Below are 26,058 nucleotides of genomic sequence, written 5' to 3' on the forward strand. Positions count from 1 at the left end.
CAACACTGCCACTATACTTACCTAGCAAATTTAGATCTAACACTAAACTGTGCTGCCACTAACTTTGCAATCGGTACTCTATAGGGTGAGCATGAAACATAATCCACCCCTGATTCGATGAGAAACTCTATAGATTTTGGATCTGCTCCATGCTCTCCACATATACCCAGTTTTATTTCTTTTCGGGTTTTTTTGCCTCTTTCAATGGCCATCTTGATTAACTCCCCTACCCCTTCGATGTCCAGCACTTCAAATGGGTCGTTTTCGAATATGTTGCTTTCCTTATAAGAATCGAGGAAATTAACTGAATCATCTCTTGAAAGTCCCATGGTTGTTTGCGTTAAATCATTAGTGCCAAAACTAAAGAACTCTGCATGTTTTGCTAACTTATCAGCAATCAGTGCTGCTCTTGGTAGTTCTATCATCGTTCCAATTGAATAAGCCTTGTCTGATGTCATTCCAGCGCGTGAAGCTGGAATCTGCGTCTGGATCCCAGCTGAGATAACAGAGGATTCTTTCTTTGCTAGCTCGCATATCAGAATAAATTCTTTCTCGCTCATGATAAAAGGAATCATGATTTCAGGCTCCACTTCTATCTTCTTTTCTTTCTTTAATTCACTTGCAGCACTAAGTATTGCCCTAATCTGCATGCTATATATTTCAGGATGAGAAATAGCAAGTCTACAACCTCGATGGCCAAGCATTGGGTTCTTTTCTGATAACTGTGCTATTTTATTTTTTACTGACTCAACTGACTTACTAAGTGATTTGGCAATTTTTTCTATAGTAGACTGATCATTGGGTAAAAATTCATGCAAAGGTGGATCAAGCAACCGTATAGTGACTTCCCTGCCCTCCATAATAGAAAATATTTCTTTGAAATCAGACTTTTGCATTTCTTCTAGTTTAATGAGCGCATTTGCCCTTTCATTTTCATCGTCAGCTATTATCAACTTTTGAATGAATTCGATTCTATCACTAGCGAAAAACATATGTTCTGTGCGACATAAGCCTATACCTTCTGCACCGAATTCTTTTGCAATTTTTGCGTCTTTTGGAGTATCAGCGTTCGCTCTCACTTTGACCGTTTTGATTTCACCTATCCAGTTGATTACCGTTTTGAATTCTTGCGATAATTCAGGTGAAATTGTAGGGAGAATGCCAAGCATAACCTCCCCTGTTCCTCCGTTGATGGTAATTGGTTCACCTTTATTTACTTTTGTATCCCCTACAGAAAAGAAAGTTCCATCTTTATCGATATAAAGTCCACTCACACTGCAAATGCATGGCTTACCCATTCCACGGGTTACAACAGCAGCATGCGAGGTCATCCCTCCCCGTGCTGTTACTATGCCACTTGCAGCATTCATTCCATTAATATCTTCAGGACTCGTTTCTGACCTTACTAAAATCACTTTTTTGCCCTGCTCTGCAGCTTTTTCAGCATCACTTGCACTAAACACTACATATCCAGAAGCAACCCCTGGAGAAGCCGGCAGCCCCTTCCCTATTACTTTTTGGTCACTCTTAACGTCAAGAACTGGATGCAATAAATTGTCAAAGGTTTTTGGATCAATTCTCAATATTCCTTCTTCTTTTGTAATCGTTCCTTCGTTTACCATATCAACTATTATGCGAATAGCAGCTTCAGCCGTGCGCTTGCCAGACCTAGTCTGCAAAATCCATAACTTACCGTCCTGCACAGTAAATTCGATATCCTGCATGTCTTTATAATGCCTTTCAAGTTTTTCACATACCACGCATAATTCTCGGTAGACACTTGGCAGCAACTTCTCCATGGTGTTTTTTTGCTCTCCGTCAATTGGCATAGGAGTATAAACACCAGAAACCACATCCTCACCCTGAGCATTAATCAGAAATTCACCAAAGTATTTTTTTTCTCCAGTTGAAGGATTTCGTGTAAATATCACACCAGTTGCAGAATTATCATTTAAATTACCAAAAACCATTGCTTGCACGTTGACCGCTGTTCCAAGGTTTTCAGGAATATTATGTATTTTTCTATAGGAAACAGCCCTATCATTTTTCCAAGAAGCAAATACTGCATTCACTGAGCTGAGCAATTGCTCTTCAACGTTCTGCGGAAAATGTTTTCCTGTTTTTTCATGTACTATCCTTTTGAAATTGTTAACAATTTCTTTTAAAACATCAACATCAAGATCAGCTAAGCTTTTTGCTCCACTCTTTTGCTGCTTATTATCAACAACATCTTGAAATAGGTGATGATCAAGCTGTAGTACAACATTGGAGTACATCATGATGAAACGGCAGTAGCTATCGTAAGCAAAACGTTCGCCACTTTTTTTTGCAAGCCCAACAACGGTTTCATCATTTAGACCAACATTTAAAATAGTATCAAGCATGCCCGGCATTGAACTAACACTACCAGAGCGTATGGAAACTAATAAGGGATTATTTAAATCCCCAAATTTACAACCGATGTCATTTTCAAGCATCGCCATGTAGTTTTTGATTCCACTACATATGTCATTCCAGTGCGTGACCACATTTTTTTCTGGATCCGAGTAGTCAGCTACTTGGATAACAGAAGATCTATTGTCTTGATAATAGACTTTGCAAGCAGAGGTGGAAATTGTGAAACCAGGTGGAACAGGAATGCCAACATTGCACATTTCTGCTAAATTTGCCCCCTTTCCTCCCAGCAGATTTTTCATTTCTGCATTGCCTTCGCATTTACCCTGGCTAAAGTAATGTATTAACTTTTCCCCCATCATTTTCTCCGGATTTTCACTGATAAACACATTGTACATATAGCTCCAATAAACCTGTGAGAACTTGAAACCTTAGGATAATAAATTTTACAAAATTTTGCAACAACGTTCCTTACAACAACATCAGTAAAGTTAACAAAAAAGACGACAAATTATTGAATTATTATTAATAAGAATATATAATATAAAGATACATTTAAAAATTTTTTTATGGCTCTTTCTAAATTTCTCGACCCCAAGAATGATGTTGCGTTCCGGCGTATTTTTGGTACTGAAAAAAATAAAGACATCCTCATTCACTTTCTCAATGATATTTTGGGGTTCACTGGCAAAGATGAAATAAAAGAAATAGAATTCCTCAGCACTATTCAAGATGCTGAAATTGCCTCTAAAAAACAAAGTATCGTTGATGTTCTTTGCAGAGATTCTAGTGGGAACAGGTATATAATTGAGATGGTGCGACCTGAAAGCCTTCGGTCATATTGTTTATAAAAGGAGAGGAATTCATTCAGAAAGAAACTGAAAGGATTCTAAAGCTTATTGAGCCAGATGTTTTGCCATCTGAGTCTACGCATCAGTGCGAATTGGGTAACCAGTTGGTGCTGAGCGACGCGGACAATGAACCTCCTCTTGATAAAGAAGATGCTCAATCGTGAGAGAAAGCATAAACTACAAGCATCATGTGGTTGGAGGGCTAGGCTTAGTGGTATGGTGAACGTAAGTGAAGCTTCATAAGTATCGTAACGATTAAAGAGCTAAAGATGCTGATAAGCTCCGACCAAAAGGTAATGTGACATTTTTCATTTCTGGATGTACGCAAATAATAATTCCACCGGTATAGAGAAGCCACCTAACCCACTATTGTATGACAAAAGGAACAGGATAAGCCTGTATTTTCGCCTATATGGCAGGCAACCCGCAAGGAATGCTGATGGATGTGCAGGTAAAGGATAATGGAGAAAGCGAATGCCATTTTGTAACGAAATGGATAGAATTTGTAACATTAATTCGCGTGAAAACGAGCAGACTTCCATTTGGTCCTTCATGACAAGAAACTTTGTTAACCACTTAAGGTAGGAAAGCAGATGATTACAAGTACAACTGTAAGTGCACCTACCAATAACTCCGAAGCATGGAACCAGTTACCCTGGAAGAAATGCCAAAAGTTGTTATGAGGCTACAGAGGCGTATTGTTAAGGCTGTCCAACAAGGCAGATGGGGTAAGGTGAAAACTTTACAACACCTTCTCACACGCTCTTTTAGCGGCAAAGCTTTGGCGGTTAAGAGAGTAACTGAAAACCAAGGAAAAAACACAGCAGGTGTAGATCGTCAAATATGGTCAACTTGCAACACAAAATTTCAAGGAATAAAGCTATTAAAACAAAGAGGATACAAACCTTCTCCGCTAAAACGGATATACATCAGTAAGTCTAATGGCAAAAGAAGACCTCTTGAATCCCTACGATAAAAGATAGAGCCATGCAAGCATTATACTTGTTTGCTTTGGAACCGATAGCTGAAACGATCAGTGATCGTCACTCTTATGGTTTTAGACCAAAAGATCCTGCGCAGACGCTACTGTGGCTTGCCACTTGTTACTGGCAAGCCGTAACCAACTACAATGGATACTCGAAGGTGATATTAAAGGGTGTTTTGATAACATTAACCATGAATGGCTCATGAAGCATATTCCTATGGAGAAGAAAATTCTTCATAGCTGGTTAAAAGCTGGCTTCCTAGAATCAAAAACTCTGTATTCCACAACTGCAGGTACCCCACAAGGTAGTATCATCTCTCAATACTAGCAAATCTAGCCCTAAATGGACTTGAAAAATCATTGGAAAGTCAATTTGGTAAACTTGGCAGTAAAAGAAGAAGCAAAATCAGAAGTGGAGTAAATGTAATCAGGTACGCAGATGACTTTATCATTTCAGGAATCACACGTGAAGTACTGGAAAATGAAGTAAAACCTCTAGTATCGTCCTTTCTTCAGGAGAGAGGTCTTATCCTTTCCGAAGAGAAAACAAAAATTACATCTATTACAACAGGGTTTGACTTTCTTGGTTGTAATGTACGCAGGTATAATAAGAAGTTAATTATAAAACCTTCAAAAGAAAGTATTAAGAAACTTAATAAAGCACGTACATTGATAAAGGCAAACATAGCGAACACTCAGGCCGTACTAATCAAGTTGCTCAATTCCCTATTAAGGGGATGGGAAAATTACTACAGCCATGTGTGTGCGAAAAGAGCTTTTAACAAAATAGACCATGAAATTATGTGTGCTCTATGGAAATGGGCAAAGAAAAGACATCCTCGTAAAGGATTACGTTGGATAAAGAATCGTTACTTCAAGGTAATGAAACAACGCCAATGGGTCTTTGCTGCACCCATATGCAAGAACAAACCGAAAGAGATAAGGTATTTAAGACTGCTTAGGTTGATTGATATACCTATCAGACGACATGTTAAAATCAGGGCGGATGCAAATCCACTTGACTTAAAATGGAAAAAGTATTTTGATGAAAGAGTGAAACAAACAAAAATGTTAGCAAGCTCTTTCTCAAGAGAAGGTTCTCTGCTGTTGGTGTCACCATTAAGAATGATGTTTTCTGAGGAATCATGAAGGACAAGCCGGTTCGAGAAAAGAAGGACTTAGATAAGGGGCTCAAGCGTAGTGTGGAGAAACCTGCATGCTGCGTTTCTAAGGGAGGGAGTAGTAGCAATACTACTTCCTTACCTAACCAATTCCTTAGCTTCTTCACACAACTTTATAGCTTCTCCATAAAGAAGAATTCTCTCATTAGGACCATTAGTAGCATTACCTAGATTATGCTTAGCTTTACCTAAAGCCAGTAAAATATCAGGATCTTCGAGATGCAATTCCTTAGCTTCTTCATACAACTTTATAGCTTCTCCATAAAGAAGAATTTTCTCATTAGAACCATTAGTAGCAATACCTAGATTACGCTTAGCTTTACCTAAAGCCAGTAAAATATCAGGATCTTCGGGACGCAATCCCTTAGCTTCTTCATACAACTTTATAGCTTCTTCATAAAGAAGAATTCTCTCATTAGAACCATTAGTAGCAATACCTAGATTATGCTTAGCTTTACCTAAAGCCAGTAAAATATCAGGATCTTCGGGACGCAATTCCTTAGCTTCTTCATACAACTTTATAGCTTCTTCATAAGGAAGAATTTTCTCATTAGAACCATTAGTAGCAATACCTAGATTATGCTTAGCTTTACCTAAAGCCAGTAAAATATCAGGATCTTCGGGACGCAATTCCTTAGCTTCTTCATACAACTTTATAGCTTCTTCATAAAGAAGAATTTTCTCATTAGAACCATTAGTAGCAATACCTAGATTACGCTTAGCTTTACCTAAAGCCAGTAAAATATCAGGATCTTCGGGACGCAATCCCTTAGCTTCTTCATACAACTTTATAGCTTCTTCATAAGAAGAATTCTCTCATTAGAACCATTAGTTTTCTCAAAATTAGAACCATTAGTTCTTCATACAAGATAGCTTCTTCATAAGGAAGAATTTTCTCATTAGAACCATTAGTAGCAATACCTTTACCTAAAGCCAGTAAAATATCAGGATCTTCGGGACGCAATTCCTTAGCTTCTTCATACAACTTTATAGCTTCTCCATAAAGAAGAATTTTCTCATTAGAATCATTAGTAGCATTACCTAGATTATGCTTAGCTTTACCTAAAGCCAGTAAAATATCAGGATCTTCGAGATGCAATTCCTTAGCTTCTTCATACAACTTTATAGCTTCTCCATAAAGAAGAATTTTCTCATTAGAACCATTAGTAGCAATACCTAGATTACGCTTAGCTTTACCTAAAGCCAGTAAAATATCAGGATCTTCGGGACGCAATCCCTTAGCTTCTTCATACAACTTTATAGCTTCTTCATAAAGAAGAATTCTCTCATTAGAACCATTAGTAGCAATACCTAGATTATTCTTAGCTTTACCTAAAGCCAGTAAAACATCAGGATCTTCGGGACGCAATTCCTTAGCTTCTTCATACAACTTTATAGCTTCTCCATAAAGAAGAATTCTCTCATTCGGATCCTTAGCTTCAACACCAAGATTAAAATAAACTTGACTTAGAAAAAAATTCATAGAGCTATCCTCACCTAGATAAGAAGAATCTCTTTGTAGCAGTTCCTTTCTATCTTTTAAAGACTTACTTATCAGACTAAGAATAGATTCTAAATCTTTTCCTTCAACAGCTTTTAATTGTGAAGATAACGTATCGTGAATTGTTGCACCTTCGCCATTAATAATAATTTGTAAAATTTCTATTGCCTTCATAACGTGTTCCTGGTTCTCTTTTGCAATCTTAACACCCGTAGAAAAAAATGACTTTGATAAAGAAACAATACTCTCTATTTTAGATCTTTTATCCCAATTTAGACATATTCTGGTAATGTCTTCATGTTCTGAATTATTAAGATATCCTTCCAGCTGCTTCGCAGCTTCTTTCAGGCTACCATGATGTTTTAGCTCAAACGCAGCCACTACAACCTTTTTTTCTAAATCATATATAATCAAATCTATCCGATCACCTAGTATATTACTTTCTGATGAAACCAGATAGTTACTCTTATTTGTAATAAATAGACCTTGAATTAACGCTTTAAAGGTAGCTTCATTTGTTATCACTGTAATAGTGTTTTGCTGTTCTATACGACGACTATCATAGTCAATTGATTGTACAGTTTCTTGTAATTTATTGCATATTTCCTCTATGGATTGAGTATTGCCCTCTATGAATTGACCCAACTTCCCTGTATCAATGGTGTTAAGTATTTGTGTAATTACATGCTCAGAACACTTCCCATCTACCCCCTCGTTTAGGCTAATATCAGCTCTAATCTTTCGGCAATTACTCGGATCTCCTCTGTTTACTACTATATCAACTTTTAACACAAAATTAACACCATGGCTAGTTAAATTAGGAAATATATAATTTTCTCCTGAATTGCGGGTTTCTTTTCTTGGAACATCAACGATATTTAACATGATAGCTTTATTACTCCTATTCATCTTAAGAAGAAGTGTGACACCCCCATTACTTTGACAAACCGAAGCGTACATACTTAACGTCCTAATATCTTCCTTAATTATGTGATCTTTAAGTAAGTGATTTGCCAATATTAACCGACTGAAGGAATAGTGATTTTTGCTTTCACAGTTAGAAATAGAATAATACAGACTTTCTGCTGATTTCTCTAAGGATGTAGTAAACTCTTCGCCTTTTTTTTCAGCCTCGTAGACTTCATAAAGAATTTGTACGATACTCCCCGGTCTACTAACTTCCTTCTCGTATACTAACACTGTCTCTGTATCATGAAGAAAGCTTATACATGCTACTATGACATTTTGCTTCTCAGATCTTAAAATGGCAGGATGATAAAAATAGCCCTTGTCTTCTACTTGCTTTCTGGCCCCATCGGGACTTATATCTCTCGATTTGAACTCAGCAATCACTGAAATCGCCTCAGAATCTTTTTTACGTAGAAACAGTATTAAATCCGCATATCCTCGACCAGCTGTAGGCTCAATGTAATAATCAAGTATATATCTTTTACAACATAACATTAGGACACCACAAGCAAAGCCGTGCTGTGCCGCTTCTGTTTTATATTCGGGATTATTCATATCAATTTTACGATATAACTCCTTAAGACACTTAAATAGTTTCTCTACTCTTTCAACATCTTGAACCTCTCTACCACCAGGCTCTTCCTGCTCCTTTAAGATTTCTCCCAGTAAAATTTGCTGATCTATGTGACCAACTTCATACCAACATTCTAACTCATTTGGACCCATCCTTTCAAATTCAAATTTAGCTTCACCATCAAACATTTTAACACTAGCCCTAATACTTACTGCATCGCTCCCTATGATTGAAAAACAAAAATCCACTGTTAAATTTGTAAAATCAAAATCCCATTGTGCTGCACTAACAACTTCACCCCACAAATTAGTGTAAGGCAAAGCAGCAACTCCACCAATAAGAGAATAAAGAAAAAACAACGACTTACTAGTAGAGTTAACCTTAGGAATTGTTTTTAAAATTTCATTAAACTTTTTCTCAAACTCTTCTGGTGTTGTGACCAATAATTCTATTAATTCACGTTCTGATTGCTGTGAATCAGCAGCCGGTACAGGATTTCCTACTAACATAAAACCTCCCTATTTATATAAAAACTTAGACTGTATTAAATTCTTTGTATACTGACAGATAACAGTACTTTTCGGTAAGTATATACCTCCACAATTTTTATCATTAACACTATCACTTTTATGGTATACAATTCCAGACATGACAGACAAGCTCAACATATAGACTGTGTTCACCGATAACTCACCTATGCATACTAGAGCTTTCCTCATTTGACAGTGATTTACTATCATCATACCTGGCATCTTCCGCTCTCACTGCTTGCATACTACCATCAGGATTACCAGACGATCTAGACAATTTTACTTCTGGCTTCTCTATACATCCATCACTAACTCTTGGTCTTTTTTTTTGCCGTTCCTCATTTTCCCCTTCTACAGGATTAAGAGCCCTTTCTAGTTCATTGTAGATAACATTATCTTCTTCATCCTTTTTCAGTATATTTCGACACTGACTTAGGAATTTATCACGTTGTTTCTCAGGTAAATTAAGCCACTCTAAAAAACTTTCAACTACTTCCTGCTTTCCATCTCGCATACCACTAACGCAAAAATTTCTTCCCCACATCCCTCCAAATACTAATTTCAGTTTGAGTTTGTCGATTTTACCTTTTTTATCCTTATCATCAGGCAAGCACCAATTTAAAAATTCATCAGCTGAAGTACTATTTCCTTCACGAATAAATCTAGCACAAATGTTGCATCCCCTGCGATCGATAATTCGTTCCTTAAATTTAACTTTCTTATCATCAGGCAAACTAACCCATTCAAAAATGTCACCAAATTTCGCAACCAATTCACCATGAGCGCAACTATTCAAGATGATATCAGTTATTTCTTCTACATTATCAAGTAACATCAATTCTCGTGATTTGTTGATTTTTTCCTGATTTTGAGGAAAACACAAATTCACAAATTCATCAGCCAATTCCTCGCTACCTTGAACAATAAGACTAACACAAATACCGCACCCCTTAGAAGAGAATAACTCTTCCATTAATCTCTTTCTTTTTTCCTCATCAGGAAGGCATTTTTCAATAATAAGTTTTAAATCCAATCTATCCTTTCCATTCCAAGAAGTTACTAATGAGTAAATATTATTCCTAATATAAAAAATTATAGCTTGCTTTTCTTCAAGGGTAAAAGAATCGAAAAGTCTTTTAATGTTATCTTCACTTAGTTGAAATAAAAACAGTAAAACATTTTTTTCTAATCCGTTAATACGCTGCAAACCCTTATCTTCTTTGAGATCTAAAAATCCTATAAAAAGTTGCTCATCCTCTTTTGCAGCAATGTCCAACAACAGACGCTGATAATCGCGCTGTAACAGATCATCAGGCACTTCCTCCAAAAAACAATTGTGCTTATGATTTAAAAAGTAGCTTAAAAAATAATAAGGAAATCCCTTTTTTATTCTGGAAGAATCAAACTCCCTGTTTTCTACTTCTTGAAGTAGTCGATCAAAAATATTAGTATAATTCATAGTCGGCTCAGTATTAAAACAATTTTTACCTGCAACAACTACTGCTAAATTTACTAAAACTCCTCCCAAATTTTCTGTTTGTTCTTCTGTTAATCCGCAAGTGGGTAAATTATCTAAAAAGTATTTTATTGCTGACTCAGTTCCATATTCTACTGCTAACTCAAGCCCAGATATGTAATCTACTACTCCCATCACACTACCAATCGTAGAAGCCCAGAATTTTGCCAGATGTGGTACATCTCTCTTTTCACCATACTCTCCTTTTTCTTTTTCTCCTAAACTCCCCCATGACTTTTCTACACAATCTTTAAGACAATAAAGACACGCTAGCTCGTACATTTGCTTAGCACCTAAAAAGTCACCATCTATGAGAGATTTTGCTGTTTCTTTTTTATCAACCATTACATCTTCCGTCCAACGCAAAAAATCTTTCCCAGACAAAACACTACCTAAATTTGAAACATCGAAAAAATAAATATGCTGCTCGAACCACTCTAATACTTGCAGATATGAGGGTCTAATTAATTCCATCAATTTAGTGCTTCCTGATGGATCCTGTTCTTGCTTTACAGCACTTGGCAACCCCTGCGTTACTTGAACAGCCTTCTCCTTAATCTTCATTGGATTTGATGGCTCTGGCTTCACTTTACTAGGCTCAACACCTTGTTCATCAGTCTTCATTGGACTTGATGGCTCTGGCTTCACTTTACTAGGCTCAACACCTTGTTCATCAGTCTTCATTGGACTTGATGGCTCTGGCTTCACTTTACTAGGCTCAACACCTTGTTCATCAGTCTTCATTGGACTTGATGGCTCTGGCTTTATGCTATCAGATATATCTTTCATGATCTTTTTATAGATGAACTCAATTCGCGATTCTTCTAAAGATTTAACTTCTTCCTTCAATTCTTCAAGTAGTTTGACTGAAAGACCCTGCTTGTTTATTTTCACAATGAGCCAATCCATAAGCGTAATAACACAACCCTTCATAAATGGAGTTGATAATTCTTGTTTAGTAACTTCCGAACTAATTCTTACTTCCTCTGAGCAGCTCCCTGAAGACTGTGTTTTTGGCATATAAACCCCCCTTTTATTTTAACACTCGCATTAAGCTTACGTTCATTATGATAGTAAAAAAAATCAGTAAAACAAGTATTTTTTATGAAAGAAACAATTGTTTTAATTGGTATATATTTCAATACTCTTTATTATTAAATTAATAATACGATCATTTTTGCTTAATGAAAAACAACCACCGTGAGAACTAGTTTTCTTGGAATGCATTGGTCTACCGCTAGATCCGTGCGAACTTTTATTTATAATAATTTTACTATATCGCAAAGTCAGCTATTTTAGCCTACTTTTGCCACATTTAGGTACGAACTGATTTGCCTAACTTTGTTGTAACAATTTTACGCTTTTATTTTTGAAACACCCCTTTTACGTAAAAAGCTCTCACAAATATACGTACTATTTTATGTTTTTAGAAAAAGTCAATAATTAGATTTTTTGTGATGCTAATTGGCTTACATTTTTATTGAAAATATTTTTTAAAAAAGTGGTTGACTTATAGTTTAGCTGTCTTATGCTAGTATTAGCATGTTTGTTATGTAATGTTTATATGTTACATGATAGTATTAATATGGAGGGTAAAATGGACTTTTCTCAATATGTCGAAGGTGACGCTTTAGCATTATCTCACACCACAATAAATACAAGCGAATTGGTAATCTTTTTACGGAGTAGGACATACATTACAAAGCTTTCTTTACGGTATTGCAATATTGATGACACAGATGCAGAGGTCTTAGCTGGTGGGAGTCTTTCACATCTTACTTTACTTAACTTAAATAGTAACAATATTGGTGACAGAGGTGCAGAGAACTTAGCTAAAGATAATCTTTTAAATCTTACTTCACTTGACTTACAGTTTAACAAAATTAGTGACGGAGGTGCAGAGGCCTTAGCTGACGGTAATCTTTCAAATCTTACTTCACTTAACTTACAGTCTAACAATATTGGTGACGGAGGTGCAGAGGCCTTAGCTGATGGTAATCTTTCAAATCTTACTTCACTTAACTTACAGTCTAACAATATTGGTGACGGAGGTGCAGAGGCCTTAGCTAATGGGAATCTTTCAAATCTTACTTCACTTAACTTAAGTGGTAACAATATTGGTGACGAAGGTGCAGAGGCCTTAGCTAACAGTAAGCTTTTAGGTTGTACTAAAATTAACTTAGATGGTAACAATATTGGTGACAAAGGTGTAGAGGCCTTAGCTAACAGTAAGCTTTTAGGTTATACTAAAATTAACTTAGATGGTAATATTGGTGGCCAAGGTCCAAATGGCTTAGTAGAGTTCTTAGCTGGCGGTAAGGCTTTAACTCTTGCTTTACTTAACTCAGATGGTAACAATATTAGTAACAATATGAAGGACTTAGTTAACGTACCAAGAAATAGACAGGGATGGACTTCTTTACATTATGCTGTTAAAAATGGCAATGTAGGTAAAATAAATGATCTAATAAAAGGAGGAAAAATGTTGATGCACAAGATGAACAGGGATGGACTCCTTTACATTTGGCTGCTACCGGAAGTTATACAAAGGTAGTAAATGCTCAAATGTACGGGGATGATATTCATGCTAGAGAAATCGGAAGTGAGGAACCTATATATATTAAAGCATGCAAAAATATTATAGAGTCTTTCCTAGACAAACTATTAAACATTAAAGTAGTAGGAGCTTTAATAAAAGGAAAAGCAGAGATTAATGCAAAAGATAATCAGGGAATGGCTCCTTTACATTGGGCTGTTAAAGTTGGTCATATAAATGTAGTAAATGGTCTAATAAAAGGAAAAGCAGAGATTAATGCAAAAGATAATCAGGGAAGGACTCCTTTACATTGGGCTGCTCTAATTGATCGTACAAGTGCAGTAAAAGCTCTAATAAAAGGAAAAAGCAGAGATTAATGCAAAAGATAATCAGGGAAGGACTCCTTTACATTTGAGTATTCAAATTGGCAGGACAGATGTAGTAAATACTCTAATAGACAAAAAAGCAGAGATTAATGCAAAAGATAGACAGGGAAGGACTCCTTTACATTTGAGTGTTCAAATTGGCAGGACAGATGTAGTAAATACTCTAATAGACAAAAAAGCAGAGATTAATGCAAAAGATAATCAGGGAAGGACTCCTTTACATTTGAGTATTCAAATTGGCAGGACAGATGTAGTAAATACTCTAATAGACAAAAAAGCAGAGATTAATGCAAAAGATAGACAGGGAAGGACTCCTTTACATTGGGCTGCTAGCAAAGGTGGTATAGAGGTAGTAAATGCTCTAATAGAAAAAGGGGCAGATGTTAATGCAGTGAATAAGTATGGAGATGCACCTCTGCGTTTTGCTGCTCGAGATGGCCATATAGATATAGTGAAAGCTCTAATACAAGGAGGTGCTAATGTTAACGCAAGAAATAGTGACGGTACTCCATTACATACAGCTTATGGCCATGAAGAGATAGTAAAACTTCTAATAGAAAAAGGGGCAGATGTTAATGCAGTGAATAGTAATGGAGATACACCTCTGCGTTTTGCTGATCGAAATGGCCATATAGATACAGTGAAAGCTCTAATAAATTACGTAACAAAACTAGAAGCTGCTGATCTGTATGTTAGTCAAAAGAACTTAGAAGAAAAGAATAGATTGATAGGTGATTTGCACGATCTACACAGTAGTTATCCACAACATCTTCAAAACTGTAAAAAAGAAGTCAAAAAGATTGAAAAAGAAAGTCAGGAACTACATTCCTTTTTGAAAAAAAAAAGTGATATTAATGAACTAATTAGTGTGTGGAAAGGAATGCAGACATACAGAATCAGATTGATAATCACGATAACCTAAAAGAGCAATATCCAGAATACGCTCATATTTTAATTAATAAAGCTAATGAAGTGAAAAAAGAAATTTTTCTGCACAATCATAAGCCGCTAATTGATGCTTTATCAGCACATTATAAATGTGATATAAAAACAATGACATTTGCTGGTATAGAAAACTTTTTTAAAGTTGTTCACAGGGATGATTTTAAAGAAAAGCTAGGAAATGGAGGAATAACTCTGAAAAACTTTGTAGATTTAAAAAATGTTAAAAAGAGAGATGATGTTCCTAAGTTAGGAGTAATTGCATTTAAGCATGGGTGTCAATTAAGTGAACCAAGGGTAACAAGAGTAATTGATCAGGCTCTTTCTCTCTAATAGGATCATTGAGCAAACTGTGGGTTCATGGTAGGAAAAAATTGACCTTACCCAAGAGAAGAAGAAAGAAAAATTTTCATAATAAAAGTGTTTTTTTAGAAGGAGCAGTAATGACACAAGGAAATTGGGACTCTGACAAAAATTTTGCAGGGTAGCTTGTTATATAGCTAAAAAGAACCAAATAGCAGATTCACAATGTCAGTGAAGTTTATGAAGTTAGAATGGGTATAGAAGGAAAGAAAACACAGATCTCTAAAAAATATCAAAGTTAGAAAAATTATTCTTGCATTAGTTTTTATTTGTGCTATGTGTTGTACATAACATCTTTGTAGAATGGGGGGGTATGTTAACTAGAGATATTTCAAGTCCTGAGCAGGTTTTTAGTGGAGCAGAAATAAGCGAAAAAAAAGAGCTATTAAAAAAGCTAGAAGAGAAATCAAATACTCGACAAGGGCAGTCAGAAATAGGCGGATCGTTTGATGATCAATATGAGTTGATTATAGAATATCTGTTGCAGATTCCACCATCTAATGATCGGTTAGAAATTTTACGAAAGCAAGGACATTCACAGAGTAACATAGATGAAATGCTTAGTCAGGGGGATTCTTGGTATACTCAATCAACCATATCGTCATTTCGAAGTTATAATAGTCCACCGTCTTTAATGGATAGTAAACATTCACTGAGTAAACAGGTACCTGTTTGGTCCGCTTTAGATCATAATCTCACAGAAAGTCAAAAGAAGTTAAACATAGAGTTACTAAATGTTTTAAAGTATCTAGAATGGCATGATGAAGGTGCTCTTTTTGATTATGATAATGGTCAGATCGATGAGCTTGAAGAATTTTTAAAAAATAATAGAGGCAATCCAGATCTAAAAGCCGTTCTAAATGTCAAAAGAGGAGAATCTGGGTCAACAGTATTGCATGCGATTGCGGGAGCTCATATAGGTGCATCTTACCGTCAAGAAGACCGACCTATAAATTTACTCTTAGAAGCAGGAGCCAGTCCAAATATACAGGATGATAAAGGAGAAACACCTTTGCATCGCGCTTCTGCTATGGGCTATGATAAAAATATATATTCTCTCTTAAGGGGAAATGCTGACCCCAATATATGTGATGGACAAGGGAAAACTCCACAACAAACTGCAGTTGATAATCATAATTACCATGTTGAAAGGTGTTTTTACTGACAATCAAAAAGTTGCGAAAAAGAATTAAATAATATACTTAATGAACATCGCTACAAAGAAGGCAATTTAGGCTATATTGTTACACTCACTCTATTTCAGTTTCTCAAAGATCTAGAGGAGTTTTTACATGAACATAAGAATAATAAAGACCTAAAAGTAGTTTTAAATACTCGGGACATAGCAGGAAAGTCAGAAGTGCTGGAACATGTAAAAAATGCTTTTTCCGGCTTTCAAGCTGCTGATGAAATAAAGAAATTACTTTTGGAAGCGGGAGCAAAAGAGTTCACGTATGAAAGGAAAAAATGCTTACCTAAATCTGGGGTTTTGTGGGGTAATATAATACCAGCTCAGAAGGAAAAGCTAAGTAGATCCTTAGGTATTTTATCTGAAATTCAAGACATAAATCAATTGGAAAAATTCGTGAAGATAGCTATCAAGTCTGGAGTGCGACTTAATTATCGTTTCACCGTTCCTTCACCTTTTGAAGGTTATAGTTTCACAGATTATGTGATAAAAAGAATTAGTGAATTAGAAAAGTATCCTAAAGTTGCTAGTGGTATAATATGTCAATTGGTATCAAAAGGAGCAGTGTTTGGTAGCCCAGAGAGCATTGATGTAATTGATGAACTGGGATTAGAATGCAAAGATCACAAAGCCAATATGATAAAAGCTTTTGAAGGTTACATTAATGATGCCCATAGGTTTATTAAAGTTGCGAAAAGTGCAACCACTAGTAAATTGAATGATATAGCAATAGGTAATACTACTCTTTACTTAGAATATTCGGAGGAGAGCAAAATAGATATTGCAAAGATCACCGATGGAGCGAGAAGTTTATGGTTAACTCATGAAAATGCAGGATATGAAAGAAATATAGTAAAGATTGGTGAAAGTGAGGTGGAAATTATAACGCAAAATGGTAAAAGGCATTACACAGACCTTACAGCCAATAGTAATATAGCATTGATTTTCTGTACCTCTTTTGGAGAATTAGAAGTTAGATTGTATTCTGATAAGCAAAATGAAAACAGGATTAGGGTAGAAGCAAGAGATCAAGGGATGTTGAAAAAATTAAAAGATTGTGGAGAAGAAATAGGAAAAAATTGCTCACTTGGTTATCACTCAGTTTATGATGCTATTGAACGTGGGTACTTCGAAAAGCCTGCTCCATCTTCAAGAATTGTCCAGGAAGAAAAATTACAAAATGGTAAATGGGCAGATCAAGTACGATATACAAGAAAAAATGGAGCACAAATTCGATAGTACTAAGCTTTGTAGACAAAAACGTTGGTATGGTTTTTACTGCTTCAAAAAGGTTTTACTTTATTTTTTATTTTAATAATAATATTTTTAGGAGGGTTTATGCACACATCTAAACTTACTGCAGCAGAGAAAGATTTAAATAGCAAGCTATTTTATGCTGTAGAACAAAATAACCTTGATAAGGTTAAAGAGCTTATTAGAAATGGGGCTGATATTCATGCTAGAGAAATTAGTAGTAAAAAAGCTATACACATTGCTGTTAAGAAAGGGAACAAAAATATCGTAGAGTTTTTCTTAAATGAAGGGATAAGCGTTAACGATACCAATAACAGCGGTTGGACACCTCACACTATGCTGCCTTTGGTGGTGAGTTGGAAATAGCAAAACTTTTTGGTTGCTGATGGGGCTAATGTTCGTGCTGAAAACGCTTATGGTCAAAAGCCTATAGATTTAATTCATTATGGTAAAGATGATGGATATAAAGGCATTATGGAACTTCTTCTAAATAAAAGAGGAGGAAAGGTTAATGATATTGATAAAGAGGGTTGGACACTCCTACACTATGCTGCCTTTAATGGTAATTTGGAAACTGTAAGGTTTTAATTGACAAAGGAGCTAGCATTCATACTAAAAACAATCGACGTGAAACGCCTTTAGATCTCGCTAGAGAAGGAGGAAGTACGGAAGTTGTAAATATGTTAAGCAGTATAAATACAAAAGTGACAGATGTATCGGTATCTCAACTCTCTATACCAAGAAAAAGGACTGTATGAATTGATATAAGCAAAAAAGGGAGGATGTTTCTATAGGTTATACACGTCAAGTTATTGTTAAAAATAGCAGTAGGACTAACGGAGGTAATTCTTAGTTAATAGTTTAAGAAATCTTCTAAAGAGGTTATCTTGTTGTTTATGATTTTTTGAGCATAGCCTTTTATGCTAGATTCAAAGAAGACTGAATAGGCTGCTCCACACTTTCCACTTTTTCTAGCTTCGTGCTGGGCTTTAGCACATTATACAACGCAAAGCTCAGACACACCAATCCAGCTATTCCCACAACCGCTGCTATTACAGGCATTTTCATGATATACAATGCAACACCGCTTGCCAATAACACTGCACCAACAACACCAGCTACAATTGGTTGAATTGCCTTTTTTGATGATTTTTCGTCTACAGAATTTCCTTTACTATCAAAATATAGTTCAGTTGGAGATGGGATATCAGGCTCTTCTTCTGTTAAAGCATTTTGAGCTTTCTCACTGGTTTCAAATATTAGCTCGCTATCTTTATTAATATCTCCACGCAATTGAGCTGTAGCTTTACTTTCCCATGTTAAATTATCTGTCAACTTCTCTCTTGATTCTGTATCAGTTTTGATTAATTTTCTTTTATGCTTTATTTCTGTTAATGATTTTCCGTTCTCAGCACTTCTAGATTTGCTATGAGAGCACGATTGCGTTTGATCTCTTTTCACAACTTCAGTAAAAGTGGTTGTAGAAATACTGGAACTTTGTGTCTGATCTATATCATCTTTTGTTAAAATATTTTTAGCTTCTTCACTGCTTGCAAGCATAGGTTCATGTATTTCAAGATCTTCACAGTCTTTATTGATATCTTCACAGCTAGTTTCAGCATTACCACTTACAGGTTTAACTTCTATATTAAGACTTTCTTTAAATTCCTTGAGAGTTGCTACAATTTCTTTACAATTTTGTTTATTAGCATAATCAATTAGTGTATAGCTTATCTTCTGGCTATTTGCTTTTTCTTTTATCATTTTCTGGTCGAGGATTTCTTTCAAAATACCGTTTTCTTTAGAAACTTCTAAAACTGCCCTAACAGCTTTGCTATTTCTGAAATACAGTATGCTAGTACCGTGTAGGTTGTTTTTTTGAACACCCAGAATTTCTCCGGTTAAATTCGTCATTCAGAAGATCTTTTAAAATTTTTCGTTTTGCTGCTTCTTGTAAAACGTCTCAAAAGCTTGATTATTCTTAGAGATATAGCATAACACGGTAGCGTAAATACTCCCTTCCTCCCTTCTTCACTATAAAAGGTATTTTTGTTGTTAAAATTTTCTGTAATGTATCATCATTAAATTTTCAGCAATGCTATTCTCATTTTCGTCCTTCTCCAGAACATAAAGGACTTTTTTCCCTAGATTTTCTATTTCTTGCTTCAGGTATCAAACTTACCTTTCTCTTTTTCTGTTAATCCACATAATTTATCAGTACGCTCTTTTTCTTTACTGGCATAGTATTTCCCTTCGTATAATGTTTGTTTTATAAGTTAGTTGCGTTAATAACGTATTAATTGTGTGATTTTTAAGACGCTAATTTGTAAAATTTTTCCATTTGCTCACTCCATAGCATCGGTATTTCCCTTAAATCAACTAACCGCAAATTACTCGGTTGTCTCCCATTTACTATGTCTTCTTTGATCTTTGGTGCTAAATAATTTAATCTTAAAATTTGTTGTATACGTCTTGTACCTATATTAATTTTAATGCTCAGCTCTTTCACACTTCTATATTTTCCTTCCTCTAGTTGACGTTTCCAAAGATGGGCTCTTACCACTGCTTTCAGTAGCGCATTGTTTGTTTTCCTTCTGGCTCCCACTACTGTGCATTTGTTCCTTTCTTCTTTAAATTCATTGGTATAAATTTTTCCTCTGACTCAGAACACACCTCATTCCATCTTCTCTTACCCACACTGTTTTTTATTAATTTCTTCACTGCTTCTTTCTGTTTTCCAAAACTTAAATTTTTCCATTTTTCTTTTTTTTGCCTTTTTCCCAATTCTCATATAAGCATTCCGCTCTCTTCATTACTTCTTTTTTCCACTTCTCCGGCTACTACTGTTCGGTTCATCGACTTGCAACCTTTTCCTCTGAAATGGTTATGCATATATAATATCGATACCTTTTATTTTCTTTTTTTTGAGGTAATAATCAGCGTCATGTTTGCTTTGCAGCATCTGCATCTTATCATCCCCTTTAGTAGCGCCTCTTCATATTTTTACACTTCGATATGATTCGCTGTGTTCTGTGCTTTTGCCATTTCTTCTACTACTATTATTGCCTCATGCTTTCCTTTATACTCTTCTCATAATGTATTTTTCCATATATATCAGTTTGTTATTATTCTCCTCACTGTGGCCTTTTAAAAGGTATATACAGTTTGCTTTCGTTCGATATCCTTCTCTGTTTAACTCTCTGCCAATTCTGCCATTGATCTCAGCTCCATATCTCTCAAATATGCTTTTATTACTTTTGCTTCTTTTCATTTATTATTAATTCCTTCTCTTTTACATCATACCCTAGTGGCGCATTCCTCCATCCACCAATCCTACATCTTCAAATAATTCCTTTATCGCTGGTCTATTTAAATTACTTCCTGAATAGCCTCCATCATCATACCTTTTGGCTAATGCTACCCACCCTTCTCGGCTTTTTATATATTTTTTACATGCTACTCGCTGTGCATCAAGACTATTAAACTTCTGCTCTAGCCCGTCTTCATTTGATTTTCTCGTATATATCGCACACCTTACCTCTTTTAGCATTCTCAACTTACCTTTTTATCACGCATCCCAAATAATAAAGGACCGTTGTAGCTCATTCCCATTATTTTTCCGGCTACCGCTGATAATGACGTAAAAAATTCTTCTCTGTAGATTAAACCCTTATCTGTTACCATCACTGCATGCGTTTCTTCACCTCTTTCTAATATCAACTCCGTTCCTACTGCTGGCAGTTTATCGCTACTTATCCTTTTCCCTGTTCTAGCCGATCTGCCAGGTATTTTTAGTCTTTTTGCTCCTTTTCTTGATATTTCTCCATACGCTTTCTCCTGCAACCTATACGCCAATCTTGGTATCAAATATTTCTTTGAGTTTGTAGGCGCTTCTTCCACAAAGACCTTCCTCCATATTTTTCTCAGCTCTTCCAACGCTTTTTCTCTAAATTCAATACTTTCTTTTCTATTCCTTCCATCCCTAGCTTCTGAATTTAAAAAAAAGTTGCGGCTCATAGCACTTTTTCATCCATAGTTTCTAGCTCTTTCACCTCTTCTTTTGCTACTATCACGCCTGCTGCTGTACTTTCCGATACAACTCTTATTCTTTCTATAAATTCCCTCTGTTTATTTGCCATTTTTACGTTCTCTAACACTTCTTTTATCTCTTTATTATTTCTCACATAATCCATTGGGGTCTTGCCAAATTTATCTTTTTGTTCCACATTCCCTCCCGCTTTTACTAGCTCTTCTACTATTTTTTATCTCTGCTACCATGCACGCAAGGTGTAACGCGGCAAATTTGTTACTTCGTTCCACTGCGTTTACATCGACTCCTGCCTTTATCAGCTCTTTTGTATTTTCTAGACGTTGCCCCATCACTGCTAGGTGTAGTGGTCTATATTTCCCGGCATCTGCTGCATCTACATCTGCTCCCTTTTTGATTAATAATTTCACTTTTTTCGGATCTGGCATTCCCACCGCGTAATGTAGTATCGTCCTTCCTTTTGTGTCTTTTTTGTTAATATTTTCTATTGAGTTATCTAATACTTCTTTCCACGACTTATTAAATTCTTCTCTTTCTTTCTTACTAAATTTTACCATAAGTTCCTCAGCTATTAATGCAATATAAAGTGGCTCCAATTTGGCTCACTTTAGCGCTTAGCAAACTTTGTTTGTTTACCAGCTACTTTTTCACTTAGGGCTATTTTGGCATAAAAAGCAAGTTTTTTTTACAAAATATACACATTTTTTCAGCATATTATATTAAGATATAAATCTATATATTTAATCTGTTAAATAATAGCAATTCCTCTCCTGCTGTTGCCAGCTTTTCTCTTCTATTTTTCCATATATTTAGCCTCTTATTTCCTCACAAAAAGTCTGCAAACATCTACAGCCCTTTCCTCCACATCATTTAGCTTCTTTCCACCATTTACCACCTGCTTTTCCGATACCTTACTTATTTTTTCCATTAACTCCCTCTGTTTGTTCACTATTTTTCCTCCTTTTTTCTTTAATACCTCCCTTGTCTCTTCATCACTTGCGTAATACATTGGGCTAAATCCTGATATACTTACCAGGTTTATTTCTGCCCCTGCTTTTATTAACTCTTCTACTATCTTTTTTCCACCTACCATACACGCTAGATGTAGTGCCGTATTTCCATCTTCTTCGGTTGCGTTTATATCTGCTCTGGCTTCTATTAATTCTTTTACGTTTTCCAGACGCATTCAAGCGCTGCTGAGTGCAGTGGTGTATAACCTTCGTTATCTCTTGCATCTACATCTGCTCCTTCCCATATCAGCCAGTTTACTTTTTCTCGTCGACATTTTGCTGCTCGGTGCAACATTGTTTCACCGTTTTCATTTTTTCTATTTATATGCTTTTTAGACAATTTGCCTGCAAGCAACTCTTGAAATAATTCATTAAAATCATCCCTTTCTTCTTGACTAATCCACATGATGTACCTCACTATAAAACTTCCTAACTTCTAGCGTTTGGTAAATCTTTTTTGTTTACCTACACCTACCTAATTTATAGCTGTTTTGGCATGAAAAAGCAACTTCTTTTTTTCAAAAAACACACATTTTTACCGAATATTAATGTAGTGTATGAAGATATAAGTATATGTATTTAACTCATTAAACATACGACCTGTTTTCTTCCCAACTTCTGTTCAAATGTCGATGTTCGTGCCATGTTAGTACACCTGGGTAAAACACTAAAATGTACCTTTCTAACTCATGTATTGAATCCTTTTGCTCTGAATCTAAATCGCTTTCAAAATGAACATTGTGTTCTGCTAAACCAAATCTTATAACTTTCTGGTTGGTAAAATCTTCTACCTTGTAGTGGTGAGTAACGCTAAACCTTTCTAAAACTGGTTTATATTTTAAATTCCACAGTTGTTCAGATAGTTTGCTACTTCCCAATAAAATTTATCCCCTTCCTCTTCTATACTAGTAACCGGAAAACATGCGTTTATTTCCCCTAAGTTCCAGCTATCTGATAATACTATTTGTGCCTTAGCAAACTTAATTGCCGGTAATAAGCCCTGTGGTAGCGGATATAGCGCTTTGAAGTTATACCACACATGATTCCTTTCATAAATACCGTTATAGTTCTTAGTATGAGGCTCGGTTTCTCCAAGTATTGCTACATCTAGGCGATATATATCATTGCTCAAAGCTTGTTCATAATGATTGCGTAGATAGTTCTCTATAATCCTAACAACTGGACCACTAGACCTGAAAAAATTTACTCTCCCAAATGATAACACTGGTCCATCTTTTTCGATCTTTGTACCAGAGTAGTCTGATAATAAGCTGCCAAAAAAGCTTTCATCTAAAATAAATCTTCCAATATTATAGTGGTCATTGAAAAGCCTCATTAGCCTCGATCTTGCTGGCAATGATAGTTTTTGCTAGTTCTACTACTGCATCCACGAAGAAGTCGTTCGGAACATCTCTTATCCCTACCTGCAACTCAAAAAAGTGTTTTACCGGGTGGCTCTTCAATGATCGTAATATCTTCTATATTTGCCCACTTTAATGCTATTTTCAGTGAGGCAGGTGTGCCACGCAGTCTTTGAAATTTTATTCTTCTCTTATCGCCTTTCCTTTGTCTTTTACCCAACGCAGAATTTCCCCCAATCCATATTCTTCTATTATCCACGGTAGTATTTCATCTTTAGAATTAAACTTAAATCCTTTTATCCTGCTTGGATCAACTTTGTAATCGATAGCCTCTACTATGGCTCTTTCTTCTTTTGTGCTATTAGGTGGAAGTAACATTAGCTTTTGCCCATTAATTCGATTTCTAGCTTGCCTAAACAAACGCACTCATTCCCCAGTACCACACACACAACATCTTTTCTTGGCTCTATTAATTCCACGTTTTCTACCCCTTCTACAAATAGATTTGCTATGATCCATGATTTTGTCACCTTCCATCCCAATCTTTTCGTTGCTTCAAATTTTTCGATAAATTTCTTCTTCACCGTTTCAATAATATCCGGTCTTTTAATGCTAATTTTGCTGTGGATATCTATTTCAATAATATTGCAACCAACTACTGTTATCGTATCTGTCAATACCCTTATATCATCCCTGGTGACTCGCTTTCTTACAATATCAAGTAGTTCTTCAGATGCTATGCCATTTGTGGATAACTCCGTGGATAAAATCGAGATCTCTACACTCCCTGGCACTTTTTGATTCAACCAGCGCATCCTTTACTCTTCTATCTGCTGAGAGTGCATGATATCGATAATGTTCTTTACTTCCTCCAGTTGACCAGCCTTTTATTTTGCCTTGATTCTTTTTCTAAATCGTTCATCTTCTTCTCCATCTTGCCTCTCTGCTCCATAAAACTCAGCTAAATTATCAAGTTCTTCCCCTCTTGCAAACTTCAGTAAGTTGCTCCTTGCCGCTTCGTTTATTCTTTCTCTCAGCAAAAGTTCTCGCCATGCTGCTACCTCTAAAATCTTTATTGCTGGGTCACTTTCTACTAATGCCGTAAAACTTTCATCACGACTTACTAATTCTTCTTTCATCCGGGAAAAATCTCTTCAAAGTTCCTCCATCTCTATACCATAATCCCATCAAATGAATATTTTTCCCATTTGGTAGATAAATACCATCTAATGAAATATTGACCCTTTCCTTCTTTCACTTCTGTAATTTTTACTTTTTCTAACTTAAATCTTTGCTCCAACTTTTGTAGAGCTTCTGCTATACTGCTGCATAGATTTCCAAGTTCAATCCTATTAATTGGCTTATCTACTAATTCAAATGCGTCTTGACTCATAATCCTTCGCATAACACGTGATCTATCGGCGTGGTCAGTATGTCAACTATCGATTGCTTTAGATGGTTTAATCGCTCAATTCGCTTTCCCGTGCTAGCATTCGGCCTCTCATTCTGCAAATACATTTTTGCTATCACCCCATCACATGAAACCACACGATACCCAGTCACCTGCTCTTGTTATGCCAATATCATTAACAAATACATATTTGATTCTCCTACTTTCAACGTTATTTTATCCACTACATCTATCTTAAGATGGTTGATTCTTTTCTTTGCTCATATGATAACTTTGTCCCATCTTGAAATTTTACACTATTTATTTCCTTTTTATTCTCCGGAGGGATATTTCTCCCTGATATAATGACAACTCTCCATATGGCGATAATACTATTTTGCTCATCAATATTCGGCGCAAACCAACTTCTATCTTCTCCTGCTCTTGCCGTTACCCACGGAAGCCAATCCGTTAAAAATTCCCCTATTTTTACCCGCACTCTTGCTTTTTCATAATCTACTTCTTTAACTAAACCTATACGAATAATGTTCGCTAACTTCCTATTCAGCTCTGAAATTGCAAAAAATTATGCTCTAACATTTTCGCCAACACTTATTGTATGTGGTATGATACCAGTTTCTAACCACATTGATTGACCTGTATGTAGCTCGTGAACCCATTCGACCAACCACACCAAATATGCATCCAACTCTGGTTTAAAAATCATCCCCCTCCTGCTGATATAAATTCACCTGCTGAAACATTTTCCACGTCCCAAGTATTCTTATTCACTACCCTTGCAATTTCCGCTGCCAGTGACCTTACCACTACCTGAGAATCCTCAACTGTTCCATCAACTACCACTCTTACCTCAAATCTTGCCCTCAACGCTAATTCCTCAGTCCCCGGATCTTTCCCTGGTTCTAAACTTGCAAGCTCTACAAATGCTGCTGGCGCTATTATTTCCCTACGTATTGCTGGATACACTTCGCACGTTTGTATTGCTGGGATTTCTTCTTTTAGCGTTTTACAAATCTTCTGATGTAGATCTCTCCAAAACATACGCTCTTAAATAAAA

The 26,058-nt window shown here is 35.9% G+C and carries 28 protein-coding genes and 7 pseudogenes; 16 read left to right on the forward strand and 19 right to left on the reverse strand.

The features are described 5' to 3' along the window. Nucleotides 1-17 precede the first annotated feature (17 nt). On the reverse strand, nt 18-2,753 hold the full coding sequence (ppdK, locus tag J4T77_RS03200) for a pyruvate, phosphate dikinase (RefSeq protein ID WP_190321311.1): 2,736 nt from the start codon (nt 2,751-2,753) through the stop codon (nt 18-20). 210 nt (nt 2,754-2,963) lie between these two features. On the opposite strand from ppdK, the pseudogene J4T77_RS03205 reads away from it, so the two are divergent. The 7 genes and pseudogenes from J4T77_RS03205 to J4T77_RS03235 all read left to right on the forward strand — a co-directional run. Then, nucleotides 2,964-3,209 (forward strand): annotated as a pseudogene (locus tag J4T77_RS03205) (PD-(D/E)XK nuclease family transposase); the annotation flags it as partial. Between the two features lie 26 nt (nt 3,210-3,235). Continuing rightward, nucleotides 3,236-3,409, forward strand: a complete 174-nt coding sequence (locus J4T77_RS03210; RefSeq protein WP_233641023.1) for a hypothetical protein — start codon at nt 3,236-3,238, stop codon at nt 3,407-3,409. Between the two features lie 248 nt (nt 3,410-3,657). Beyond that, nucleotides 3,658-3,801 carry a hypothetical protein gene (locus tag J4T77_RS03215; RefSeq protein WP_173862902.1) on the forward strand — a complete coding sequence of 48 codons (144 nt, stop codon included), beginning with the start codon at nt 3,658-3,660 and terminating at the stop codon, nt 3,799-3,801. A gap of 84 nt (nt 3,802-3,885) precedes the next feature. Continuing rightward, entirely contained in the window at nt 3,886-4,221 is a 336-nt protein-coding gene (locus J4T77_RS03220) for a reverse transcriptase N-terminal domain-containing protein (RefSeq protein ID WP_233641120.1), read from the forward strand. A 112-nt stretch (nt 4,222-4,333) separates the two neighbouring features. Then, on the forward strand, nt 4,334-4,558 hold the full coding sequence (locus tag J4T77_RS03225) for a reverse transcriptase domain-containing protein (protein WP_233641121.1): 225 nt from the start codon (nt 4,334-4,336) through the stop codon (nt 4,556-4,558). Nucleotides 4,559-4,590: 32 nt separating this feature from the next. Further along, on the forward strand, nt 4,591-5,379 hold the full coding sequence (locus tag J4T77_RS03230) for a group II intron maturase-specific domain-containing protein (protein ID WP_233641122.1): 789 nt from the start codon (nt 4,591-4,593) through the stop codon (nt 5,377-5,379). Continuing rightward, nucleotides 5,376-5,501, forward strand: a pseudogene (locus J4T77_RS03235) (Rpn family recombination-promoting nuclease/putative transposase); the annotation flags it as partial. The gene J4T77_RS03230 and the pseudogene J4T77_RS03235, both read left to right, overlap by 4 nt. On the opposite strand, the gene J4T77_RS03240 reads toward J4T77_RS03235, so the two are convergent. From J4T77_RS03240 to J4T77_RS03250, 3 genes are all read right to left on the reverse strand, one after another. Continuing rightward, entirely contained in the window at nt 5,490-6,197 is a 708-nt protein-coding gene (locus J4T77_RS03240; protein WP_233641123.1) for a tetratricopeptide repeat protein, read from the reverse strand. The pseudogene J4T77_RS03235 and the gene J4T77_RS03240 sit on opposite strands and share 12 nt — an antisense overlap. A gap of 13 nt (nt 6,198-6,210) precedes the next feature. Continuing rightward, the gene (locus tag J4T77_RS03245) at nt 6,211-8,964 is read right to left on the reverse strand and encodes a tetratricopeptide repeat protein (protein ID WP_233641124.1); all 2,754 of its coding nucleotides are present in this window, start codon (nt 8,962-8,964) and stop codon (nt 6,211-6,213) included. Nucleotides 8,965-9,145: 181 nt separating this feature from the next. Beyond that, a complete protein-coding gene (locus J4T77_RS03250) occupies nt 9,146-11,521 on the reverse strand; it encodes a hypothetical protein (protein ID WP_190321313.1) in 2,376 nt (791 codons plus the stop codon). A gap of 508 nt (nt 11,522-12,029) precedes the next feature. Here J4T77_RS03250 and J4T77_RS03255 point away from each other — a divergent pair. The 9 genes from J4T77_RS03255 (at nt 12,030) to J4T77_RS03295 (ending at nt 17,759) form a co-directional block, all read left to right on the forward strand. Then, on the forward strand, nt 12,030-13,055 hold the full coding sequence (locus J4T77_RS03255) for a leucine-rich repeat domain-containing protein (RefSeq protein ID WP_233641125.1): 1,026 nt from the start codon (nt 12,030-12,032) through the stop codon (nt 13,053-13,055). Then, the gene (locus tag J4T77_RS03260) at nt 13,025-13,414 is read left to right on the forward strand and encodes an ankyrin repeat domain-containing protein (protein WP_233641126.1); all 390 of its coding nucleotides are present in this window, start codon (nt 13,025-13,027) and stop codon (nt 13,412-13,414) included. The genes J4T77_RS03255 and J4T77_RS03260 overlap by 31 nt, the downstream gene beginning before the upstream one ends. Before the next feature lie 34 nt (nt 13,415-13,448). Further along, nucleotides 13,449-14,345, forward strand: a complete 897-nt coding sequence (locus J4T77_RS03265) for an ankyrin repeat domain-containing protein (RefSeq protein ID WP_233641127.1) — start codon at nt 13,449-13,451, stop codon at nt 14,343-14,345. Beyond that, a complete protein-coding gene (locus J4T77_RS03270; RefSeq protein ID WP_233641128.1) occupies nt 14,294-14,698 on the forward strand; it encodes a hypothetical protein in 405 nt (134 codons plus the stop codon). Before J4T77_RS03265 ends, J4T77_RS03270 begins: the two co-directional genes overlap by 52 nt. 8 nt (nt 14,699-14,706) lie before the next feature. After that, the gene (locus tag J4T77_RS03275; RefSeq protein ID WP_010962492.1) at nt 14,707-14,853 is read left to right on the forward strand and encodes a hypothetical protein; all 147 of its coding nucleotides are present in this window, start codon (nt 14,707-14,709) and stop codon (nt 14,851-14,853) included. A 188-nt stretch (nt 14,854-15,041) separates the two neighbouring features. After that, nucleotides 15,042-15,893, forward strand: coding sequence for an ankyrin repeat domain-containing protein (locus J4T77_RS03280; RefSeq protein WP_233641129.1), 852 nt, complete (start codon nt 15,042-15,044; stop codon nt 15,891-15,893). Between the two features lie 195 nt (nt 15,894-16,088). Beyond that, nucleotides 16,089-17,156, forward strand: a complete 1,068-nt coding sequence (locus J4T77_RS03285) for a hypothetical protein (RefSeq protein WP_233641130.1) — start codon at nt 16,089-16,091, stop codon at nt 17,154-17,156. A gap of 99 nt (nt 17,157-17,255) precedes the next feature. After that, nucleotides 17,256-17,537: an ankyrin repeat domain-containing protein gene (locus J4T77_RS03290; RefSeq protein WP_233641131.1), complete on the forward strand. Its 282-nt coding sequence runs from the start codon at nt 17,256-17,258 to the stop codon at nt 17,535-17,537. Nucleotides 17,538-17,546: 9 nt separating this feature from the next. Further along, nucleotides 17,547-17,759, forward strand: a complete 213-nt coding sequence (locus J4T77_RS03295) for an ankyrin repeat domain-containing protein (protein WP_233641132.1) — start codon at nt 17,547-17,549, stop codon at nt 17,757-17,759. A gap of 330 nt (nt 17,760-18,089) precedes the next feature. On the opposite strand, the gene J4T77_RS03300 is transcribed toward J4T77_RS03295, so the two are convergent. The 15 genes and pseudogenes from J4T77_RS03300 to J4T77_RS03365 form a co-directional block, all read right to left on the reverse strand. After that, on the reverse strand, nt 18,090-19,085 hold the full coding sequence (locus tag J4T77_RS03300) for a WD_0033/WD_0034 family tandem repeat-containing protein (RefSeq protein WP_233641133.1): 996 nt from the start codon (nt 19,083-19,085) through the stop codon (nt 18,090-18,092). Between the two features lie 397 nt (nt 19,086-19,482). Then, nucleotides 19,483-19,776 (reverse strand): hypothetical protein, encoded by a 294-nt coding sequence (locus J4T77_RS03305; RefSeq protein ID WP_233641134.1) that lies wholly within the window; start codon nt 19,774-19,776, stop codon nt 19,483-19,485. After that, nucleotides 19,776-19,955 (reverse strand): hypothetical protein, encoded by a 180-nt coding sequence (locus J4T77_RS03310; RefSeq protein ID WP_233641135.1) that lies wholly within the window; start codon nt 19,953-19,955, stop codon nt 19,776-19,778. The genes J4T77_RS03305 and J4T77_RS03310 overlap by 1 nt, the downstream gene beginning before the upstream one ends. Before the next feature lie 295 nt (nt 19,956-20,250). Then, nucleotides 20,251-20,442: a hypothetical protein gene (locus tag J4T77_RS03315; RefSeq protein WP_233641136.1), complete on the reverse strand. Its 192-nt coding sequence runs from the start codon at nt 20,440-20,442 to the stop codon at nt 20,251-20,253. A gap of 33 nt (nt 20,443-20,475) precedes the next feature. Further along, entirely contained in the window at nt 20,476-20,721 is a 246-nt protein-coding gene (locus J4T77_RS03320) for a recombinase family protein (protein WP_233641137.1), read from the reverse strand. 2 nt (nt 20,722-20,723) lie between these two features. Beyond that, nucleotides 20,724-21,151 (reverse strand): annotated as a pseudogene (locus tag J4T77_RS03325) (DUF2924 domain-containing protein). Nucleotides 21,152-21,184: 33 nt separating this feature from the next. Further along, a complete protein-coding gene (locus tag J4T77_RS07215) occupies nt 21,185-21,397 on the reverse strand; it encodes a hypothetical protein (RefSeq protein ID WP_369409704.1) in 213 nt (70 codons plus the stop codon). Continuing rightward, nucleotides 21,381-21,776 (reverse strand): ankyrin repeat domain-containing protein, encoded by a 396-nt coding sequence (locus J4T77_RS03330; protein ID WP_369409705.1) that lies wholly within the window; start codon nt 21,774-21,776, stop codon nt 21,381-21,383. The genes J4T77_RS07215 and J4T77_RS03330 overlap by 17 nt, the downstream gene beginning before the upstream one ends. Nucleotides 21,777-22,036: 260 nt before the next feature. After that, nucleotides 22,037-22,405 (reverse strand): ankyrin repeat domain-containing protein, encoded by a 369-nt coding sequence (locus tag J4T77_RS03335; protein ID WP_233641139.1) that lies wholly within the window; start codon nt 22,403-22,405, stop codon nt 22,037-22,039. Next, entirely contained in the window at nt 22,387-22,635 is a 249-nt protein-coding gene (locus J4T77_RS03340) for an ankyrin repeat domain-containing protein (RefSeq protein WP_233641140.1), read from the reverse strand. Before J4T77_RS03340 ends, J4T77_RS03335 begins: the two co-directional genes overlap by 19 nt. A gap of 173 nt (nt 22,636-22,808) precedes the next feature. Then, nucleotides 22,809-23,968, reverse strand: a pseudogene (locus J4T77_RS03345) (phage tail protein). Then, nucleotides 23,968-24,729 (reverse strand): annotated as a pseudogene (locus tag J4T77_RS03350) (baseplate assembly protein). The pseudogenes J4T77_RS03345 and J4T77_RS03350 overlap by 1 nt, the downstream one beginning before the upstream one ends. A gap of 40 nt (nt 24,730-24,769) precedes the next feature. Further along, nucleotides 24,770-25,108, reverse strand: a pseudogene (locus J4T77_RS03355) (GPW/gp25 family protein); the annotation flags it as partial. A gap of 122 nt (nt 25,109-25,230) precedes the next feature. Further along, nucleotides 25,231-25,557: a phage baseplate assembly protein V gene (locus tag J4T77_RS03360; RefSeq protein ID WP_410543713.1), complete on the reverse strand. Its 327-nt coding sequence runs from the start codon at nt 25,555-25,557 to the stop codon at nt 25,231-25,233. 9 nt (nt 25,558-25,566) lie between these two features. Next, nucleotides 25,567-26,042: pseudogene (locus tag J4T77_RS03365) on the reverse strand (hypothetical protein). Between the last annotated feature and the right edge of the window lie 16 nt (nt 26,043-26,058).

It is taken from the genome of Wolbachia endosymbiont of Drosophila innubila (assembly GCF_021378375.1).
Lineage (GTDB): Bacteria > Pseudomonadota > Alphaproteobacteria > Rickettsiales > Anaplasmataceae > Wolbachia > Wolbachia pipientis.

What these genes read in the sequence shown, in the direction of transcription:
- J4T77_RS03280 (WP_233641129.1), top strand. Translation starts at nt 15,042, where the DNA reads ATGTTAACTAGAGATATTTCAAGTCCTGAGCAGGTTTTTAGTGGAGCA.
- J4T77_RS03245 (WP_233641124.1), bottom strand. Translation starts at nt 8,964, where the DNA reads ATGTTAGTAGGAAATCCTGTACCGGCTGCTGATTCACAGCAATCAGAA.
- J4T77_RS03320 (WP_233641137.1), bottom strand. Translation starts at nt 20,721, where the DNA reads ATGCTAAAAGAGGTAAGGTGTGCGATATATACGAGAAAATCAAATGAA.
- J4T77_RS03335 (WP_233641139.1), bottom strand. Translation starts at nt 22,405, where the DNA reads ATGCGTCTGGAAAACGTAAAAGAATTAATAGAAGCCAGAGCAGATATA.
- J4T77_RS03215 (WP_173862902.1), top strand. Translation starts at nt 3,658, where the DNA reads ATGGCAGGCAACCCGCAAGGAATGCTGATGGATGTGCAGGTAAAGGAT.
- J4T77_RS03330 (WP_369409705.1), bottom strand. Translation starts at nt 21,776, where the DNA reads ATGGTAAAATTTAGTAAGAAAGAAAGAGAAGAATTTAATAAGTCGTGG.
- J4T77_RS03255 (WP_233641125.1), top strand. Translation starts at nt 12,030, where the DNA reads ATGCTAGTATTAGCATGTTTGTTATGTAATGTTTATATGTTACATGAT.
- J4T77_RS03300 (WP_233641133.1), bottom strand. Translation starts at nt 19,085, where the DNA reads ATGACGAATTTAACCGGAGAAATTCTGGGTGTTCAAAAAAACAACCTA.
- J4T77_RS03315 (WP_233641136.1), bottom strand. Translation starts at nt 20,442, where the DNA reads ATGAAAAGAAGCAAAAGTAATAAAAGCATATTTGAGAGATATGGAGCT.
- J4T77_RS03250 (WP_190321313.1), bottom strand. Translation starts at nt 11,521, where the DNA reads ATGCCAAAAACACAGTCTTCAGGGAGCTGCTCAGAGGAAGTAAGAATT.
- ppdK (WP_190321311.1), bottom strand. Translation starts at nt 2,753, where the DNA reads ATGGGGGAAAAGTTAATACATTACTTTAGCCAGGGTAAATGCGAAGGC.
- J4T77_RS03290 (WP_233641131.1), top strand. Translation starts at nt 17,256, where the DNA reads ATGCACACATCTAAACTTACTGCAGCAGAGAAAGATTTAAATAGCAAG.
- J4T77_RS03340 (WP_233641140.1), bottom strand. Translation starts at nt 22,635, where the DNA reads ATGTGGATTAGTCAAGAAGAAAGGGATGATTTTAATGAATTATTTCAA.
- J4T77_RS03220 (WP_233641120.1), top strand. Translation starts at nt 3,886, where the DNA reads ATGGAACCAGTTACCCTGGAAGAAATGCCAAAAGTTGTTATGAGGCTA.